At 68.4% G+C, this 5,898-nt stretch carries 7 protein-coding genes; 4 read left to right on the top strand and 3 right to left on the bottom strand.

Going from position 1 to position 5,898, the window contains the following annotated elements:
• Positions 1–49 precede the first annotated feature (49 nt).
• Positions 50–475, bottom strand: a complete 426-nt coding sequence (locus ACXJKH_RS12870) for a ribonuclease inhibitor (RefSeq protein WP_457319788.1) — start codon at positions 473–475, stop codon at positions 50–52.
• A 146-nt stretch (positions 476–621) separates the two neighbouring features.
• Here ACXJKH_RS12870 and ACXJKH_RS12865 point away from each other — a divergent pair, with 146 nt between their 5' ends.
• The 4 genes from ACXJKH_RS12865 (at position 622) to ACXJKH_RS12850 (ending at position 3,561) form a co-directional block, all read left to right on the top strand.
• Positions 622–1,278: an alpha/beta fold hydrolase gene (locus ACXJKH_RS12865; RefSeq protein ID WP_457319786.1), complete on the top strand. Its 657-nt coding sequence runs from the start codon at positions 622–624 to the stop codon at positions 1,276–1,278.
• Entirely contained in the window at positions 1,275–1,547 is a 273-nt protein-coding gene (locus ACXJKH_RS12860) for an alpha/beta fold hydrolase (protein ID WP_457319784.1), read from the top strand. The genes ACXJKH_RS12865 and ACXJKH_RS12860 overlap by 4 nt, the downstream gene beginning before the upstream one ends.
• 176 nt (positions 1,548–1,723) lie before the next feature.
• Positions 1,724–2,059, top strand: a complete 336-nt coding sequence (locus ACXJKH_RS12855; protein ID WP_457319792.1) for a glycine zipper 2TM domain-containing protein — start codon at positions 1,724–1,726, stop codon at positions 2,057–2,059.
• A gap of 125 nt (positions 2,060–2,184) precedes the next feature.
• Positions 2,185–3,561 (top strand): hypothetical protein, encoded by a 1,377-nt coding sequence (locus ACXJKH_RS12850; RefSeq protein WP_457319782.1) that lies wholly within the window; start codon positions 2,185–2,187, stop codon positions 3,559–3,561.
• A gap of 4 nt (positions 3,562–3,565) precedes the next feature.
• On the opposite strand, the gene ACXJKH_RS12845 is transcribed toward ACXJKH_RS12850, so the two are convergent.
• Together ACXJKH_RS12845 and ACXJKH_RS12840 are read right to left on the bottom strand one after the other, a co-directional pair.
• Positions 3,566–4,681, bottom strand: coding sequence for an ABC transporter permease (locus ACXJKH_RS12845; protein WP_457319780.1), 1,116 nt, complete (start codon positions 4,679–4,681; stop codon positions 3,566–3,568).
• Entirely contained in the window at positions 4,678–5,859 is a 1,182-nt protein-coding gene (locus ACXJKH_RS12840) for an ABC transporter permease (protein ID WP_457319790.1), read from the bottom strand. Before ACXJKH_RS12840 ends, ACXJKH_RS12845 begins: the two co-directional genes overlap by 4 nt.
• Positions 5,860–5,898 lie beyond the last annotated feature (39 nt).

The raw sequence follows: 5,898 nt of genomic DNA, 5'->3' as shown, positions 1-5,898 counted from the left end.
GGACCATTGTAGGGGAGGGGGCCGGGCGGGCGAAGGGTCGCTCCCGGGCTCAACGGGTCAGCAGCGTCACATTGGGATGTGCGGCGATGATCTGCATGACGATATCGAAATAGGTCTGGCCCTCGCCGCGTTCCAGCGCCTGCAGTTGTGCGCTGACATGGCCGGGGTTGAACGGTCCGGCCGGATCCAGTTTGGCCTGCAGCCACGTGCGCGTTGCCGCTACTCCAAGCGCCCGGCGACTGTGTGCGATGTCCTTCCAGTGCAACTGGACGGTCGTGTGACCGGCCAGCGCGCCATAGGCGCCGTAGAGCATGTCATCCAGCGCATCCAGGCTTGGCCCGAGTTGCCAGTCTTCGTCGGGCATGAAGACGCGGTTGATCTCGGCGTAGAAGCTGGCGATGCCGTCGATCGCGCCGCCTTCCAGCACCAGGCAGGGGGGGCGCAGCGGGGCGGCTGCGTGCGGGGTGCTGGGCATGCCGGGGCATCCTTGATCAGGTCCGGCATGACGGTAGCAGCGCGGCCGTCATTTTCGCGGTAGTGTCCGCCTGCAAGCCGTTCGTGCGTTGTCAGCGTGACCACCCGGGCCGCAGGGCCTCTCCGCACCACAACCGGATGCCCACCATGCTCAGGCACCTCATTGCCRTTGCCTTCGCGCTCGTCCTCAGCGCCCCGGCCTTCGCCCAGGTCAAACCCTTCCCCGCAGGATTCCGCACCCAGGAGGTAGCCGTCGGCGATGCCACGCTGCATGTCCGGGTCGGTGGCAAGGGGCCGGCCGTGGTGCTGCTGCACGGGTTTGGCGATACCGGTGACATGTGGGCGCCGCTGGCCGCCGCGCTCGCCGCCCGGCATACGGTGGTGGTGCCGGACCTGCGCGGGATGGGGCTGTCCTCGCACCCGGCCGGCGGGTACGACAAGCGCACCCAGGCCGGCGACGTACGCGCGGTATTGGCCTCGCTCGGGATCGAGCAGGCCACGGTGGTGGGGCACGACATCGGCACCATGGTGGCCTTCGCGTATGCGGCGCGCTATCCGCAGTTGACCCGTGCGCTGGTGGTAATGGATGCGCCGGTGCCCGGCATTCCGCCGTGGGACGACATCGTCCGTAACCCGTTGCTATGGCACTTTGATTTCGGCGGTGCGGACATGGAGCGTCTGGTCGCCGGTCGCGAGCGGATCTATCTGGACCGCTTCTGGAACGAGTTCGCCGGCGACCCGAGCCGCATGGACGAGCCGTCGCGCGCGCACTACGCCACGCTGTACGCACGTCCGGCGCGATGAAGTCCGCCTTCGCCCAGTTCCATGCGTTCCGCCAGGATGGCCAGGACAACGCGCGCGTGGTTGCCGACCGGTTGACGATGCCGGTACTGGCCATCGGCGGGGAAAAATCCTTCGGCGCCAACGAGGCGGTGGTGATGCGCAACGCAGCGGTGGATGTCACCGGGGTGGTCATCCCCGGGGCAGGGCATTGGCTGATGGAAGAGGCGCCGGCGGCGACCATCGCGGCGGTGACCGGATTCATCGATGCGCCGCGCGCGATGCCGAAGTAGAGAGGAGGAGGCCTGGCGCGCGCGGCGTCGCTGGGTGGCTGCTGCCTGAACGCAGAGCGGCACGTTGACGCGCCGTGGACATGATTTCACCACCCATTGCAGCCTTGGGGCGGACACTCACCCCATGTCCTGCGAGTAAGGAGAAGACCGTGAAGAATATCCAACGTGTGTTGTGCATGGGCGCGCTTGTCGCCGCATCGTTCGGCGCTGCCGCCCAGAACTACGGTCCGAAGGACGAAGGCCGCCGTTTCAATGACGGCAGCAAGGTGGTCTGCAAGAACGTGGAAGTGCAGCGCAACAGCCGCGATCCGAACCGTATTGCCGGTACCGCTACCGGTGCGGTGGTAGGTGGCCTGCTGGGCAACCAGGTCGGCGGTGGCAACGGCAAGAAGCTGGCCACGGTGGCCGGTGCGGTCGCTGGTGGCGCTGCGGGCCGCAACATCCAGGGCCGCAGCCAGCAGAACAACGGCGACCGCGTGGTCGAACGCCGCTGCGAGCGCCAGTACCGCTGACCCCCGCGCGGTACGTGGACGCGGTTCAACAGCGCCGGCCTTGAGGCCGGCGTTGTCGTATGCGGGCCCCTTGGTTGGTGTCCGGGCAGCCGTATACTCCGGCGACACCCAAGGATGACCGGACTGTGAGCGAAGCGCTTGAACCCGGCAGCACCCCCGACGCCTCTGCCGAGGTGTCCGATCACGCCGGCCGCTTCGCCCGGTTGCGCGAACGCACCGACGAACTCGAACTCTTCATTTCCGGCCTTCTGGCGTTCGCACTGCTGGCCGTTCCGGGGCGTATCTTCGATGCGTGGGCCGGCAGCACCGTGCACACCGAGGGCGTCTACGCTTATGCGCTGTGGTTCGGCTTCAGCACCAGCGTGGGGTTGTGCTACGTGGTGGCCCTCGCGCTGATCGCGCACCTGGCGATCCGTGGCTACTGGGTCGGATTGATCGGCTTGAAGATCCATTTCCCTGACGGCATCCGCTGGGATCGGATTCCGCTGATGGGGCCGGTATCGCGGGCRTTCTACCGCTCGCGCGTGGTGAGCCTGGAGCAGGTGATCGCCAGCGCCGACCGCGCTGCATCGACGCTGTTCTCGGCCACGTTGCTGTTCGCGCTGACCATGACCCTGATCGGCGTGGGCTCGGTGCTGCTGCTGAGCGTGGCTGGTTTGGTCGGGGCGCTGCTGGGCGACACCGACCGCATCGCGCTGATCATGGTGGCGGTGGTCTTCGCAGCGCTGCTGCTGGTGAGCACCGTGCCGCTGGTGATGGAAAAGCAGGTTGCCCGACGGCAGGCACAAGGGAAGCCCAGCGCGGGGCTGGAGCGGGCCGTCCATCGGGTACTCGGCGTCAGCCAGTGGCTCATACCGATGCGACTGCTGCTGCCGGTACAGCTCACCCTGCAGAGCAATCTGTATGCCCGCAATTTCATGGTGGCCTACTTCGTCGCGATCATGGCGGCGATGACCATCGGCGGCGTGCAGACGATCAGTTCGGCCACGTTTTCATTGTTCAACCGCTACGAGGTGATGACCAGCGAAGCGGTGGAAAACGGGATGCTGAGCGCCCACTACGAAGCGCTGCGGGTGGATCATGACCGGTTGCGGCGCTACCCGATGATCCCCAGCGATGTGGTCCAGGGTGCGATGCTGCGGCTGTTCATTCCGCATCAGCCGCAGCGCGACAACCCGCAGGCGCGGCAGCGCTGCACCGCACTGCCGGGAGGCGAGAACGCGCGGGTCGGGCAGGACGCCGCGCGAGCGGCGGTCCAGTGTCTGGCGCTGTTGTGGACGGTCACGCTGGATGGCAAGCCGGTGGCGCTGGACGGTTTCGTGCCGATGGAACGGCGCGACCTGGAGATGCGCGGGCTGGTGGGCTACCTGCCGCTGTCGGCGCTGCCACCGGGCCGCCACGATCTGCTGCTGGTCTGGAATGCCGACAGCGATGCGAAAGGTGCCGGACGCCGGCGCGAGTACCGCATTCCGTTCTGGTACGCGCCGGATCCGTCGCGCTGAGCGGTCAGTGCGTGCGGCTGCGGTCGCCCAGGCGCCACACCGCCAGCCCACCGTAGAGCACGAGCAGCGCGGCCAGCGTCCACAGCTCGTGGCTGACCTCGCCCAGGCGGGCATCCATCTGGTTCAGGCGCACCATCAGGTTGATGCCGGCGGTGGTGGGCAGCAGGTGGGCCAAAGCGACCAGCGCTGGCGGCGAGGTGACCGCCGGCCAGGACAGATTGGCCAGGAAGAACAGCGGGATCGAGCAGGCGATCACCACCTGGAAGGCGCGTTCGCGGGTGGCGAAGAAGCTGCCGACGAACAGGCCGAACGCCACCGTGGCGGCAATGAACAATGTACCGCCGAGCAGTTGCCCGAGCGGGTTCCCGCCGCGCGGATAGTCCTGCACCCACGCGGTGAGGCCGGCKTAGTAGAGCAGGCCCAGCAGGCCGATGATGCCGAAGCCAAGCGCCATGCCGGCCAGGGTGGGCAGGTCGAAGCGCAGGCGTCGGTCGAGTGCCAGGCGCCGCGTCCCCAGCAGCACGCCAATGCCCATCAACAGCGTCTGGTGCACGATCAGTTCGGCCACACCGGGCACGATGGCGCTGCCGTAGCCTTCCAGCGTGTTGAACAGCGGCCGCTGCACCAGGGTGATCGGCGGTGGCTGCGGGGCGCCCATGAAGGCGGCCTGCGAAACCGCTGTTTCGCGCGCGAACGCGGTCAGTGCATCGGCCACGCCGCCCAATACCCAGCTGGCGCGGCCGAGGTAGGCACCGTTGCCCATCAACACCAGGTGGCCGGCGCCGCCGCGCAGGATGTCGCGCTCCAGTTGGGCGGGAATCAGCAGGATGCCTTCGGCCTCGCCGCGCTCGAGCGCGTGGCGGGCCTGGTCGAGGGTGGCGGGTTGGGCAACGATGCGCACGGTGCGCAACGCGTCCACGCGGCGCAGCAGTTCGCGGCTGGTGGCACTCTGGTCGTGGTCCACCACCACGATGGGCAGGTTGCTGGCAACCTGGTGGCGGTACGCGGCCGGGTAGAAGAACGAGTACAGCACCACCGCGCCAATCATGAGCACGACCGCATAGCGGTCGGTCAGCACCGCGCGCAGGGTCTGGCGCAGGCTGCTAGTGAAGCGGCTCATGCGGCCGCTCCGTTGGAGGCCACGGGCGTGGGCAGGGCGCGGGCTGCGACGATCAGGCGCCAGCCGCCGATGCCGCCGGCCACCAGCACCATCAGCAGCAGCGTCGCCAACGGCCATAGCGAGACCGACCACGGCGCGCCGACAAACTGCTGCTGGGTCTGCAGCTTGACGTAGGCGGTGAGCGGCAGCAGCAGGTTCCAGACACGGGTGAACAGCGGCGCATCCACCACGGGGAAGGTGGCCCCGGAGAATGCCAGCGCGGTGCCGATGCTCAAGCCGATGGCCGACAGCGCGGTGCCCATGTCACGGGTGAGTCCCACAAACAGCAGCGCCACCGCCGCGCATGCGAGGTAGAGCAGCGGCTGGCCCAGCATCAGCAACAGCAGGCTGCCGGCGATGCCGTCGCCGCGCAGCAGCGCCAGGTACAACACGCCGAGCGCGCCATAGGCCGAGAACAGTGCGACATAGGGGCAGATCTTGCCGGCGATGGCCGCCCAGGGGGCGCTGCCCAGCCACGCACGCAGCTGGCCGTCGCGCACCTCGCGGCCCAGGCTGGCGGCCACCGCCAGCGCCAGGCCCAGCGACAACACCGCCGGAAACAACAGCGGCAGCAGGAACAGTTCGTAGCTGCGCGCCGGGTTGTGCAGGATGTCCGACTGCACCGCGATGGGCGGCGCGCGCAGTTTGGCCGGGCCGACCTGTTTGCCGATGCCGCCGGTCAGGAGGCGCGCGTTCCACGCACCGACCGCTTCCACGATATCGCGCACCGCCGACTGCCCGGTGGTGAGGTAGGTGGCGTTGTAGTAGGCGAACACGGTGCCCTGGCTGCCACGCAGCGCCTGGCGGGTGGCATCGCGGGGGACCAGCACCACGGCAAAGACCTCCAGCCGCCGCAGTTCGGCCTGCGCATCGGCCAGACTGGCCGGTTGGCTGGCCACGGCGATGCCCGGACTGGCATCCAGCATGCGGGCGAGCAGACGGCTCTCGGCACTGTGGTCGAGGTCGACAATGGCAATGGGAATGTCGCGCATCACCGATGCGGCGAACAACCAGGCCATCACCGCCAGCATCAGCAGCGGCAACAGCGTCACCAGCAGCAGGTCGGCGCGGTCGCTGCGCAGGTGCTGCAGCTCGCGCTGGAAGGCGGCGCCGAAGCCCGCCCGCCGCAACCGGTTCATCCCTGCGGCCACGCGAACAGAACGCTCATGCCGGGGCGG

Source organism: Stenotrophomonas sp. P5_B8 (assembly GCF_054049855.1).
The sequence above is the reverse complement of the archived record's forward strand: the minus strand, read 5'-3'. Positions and strand labels throughout refer to the sequence as shown.

Coding starts and splice junctions, on each gene's coding strand:
- ACXJKH_RS12870 (WP_457319788.1), bottom strand. CDS start 475: ATGCCCAGCACCCCGCACGCAGCCGCCCCGCTGCGCCCCCCCTGCCTG.
- ACXJKH_RS12855 (WP_457319792.1), top strand. CDS start 1,724: ATGGGCGCGCTTGTCGCCGCATCGTTCGGCGCTGCCGCCCAGAACTAC.
- ACXJKH_RS12840 (WP_457319790.1), bottom strand. CDS start 5,859: ATGAACCGGTTGCGGCGGGCGGGCTTCGGCGCCGCCTTCCAGCGCGAG.
- ACXJKH_RS12860 (WP_457319784.1), top strand. CDS start 1,275: ATGAAGTCCGCCTTCGCCCAGTTCCATGCGTTCCGCCAGGATGGCCAG.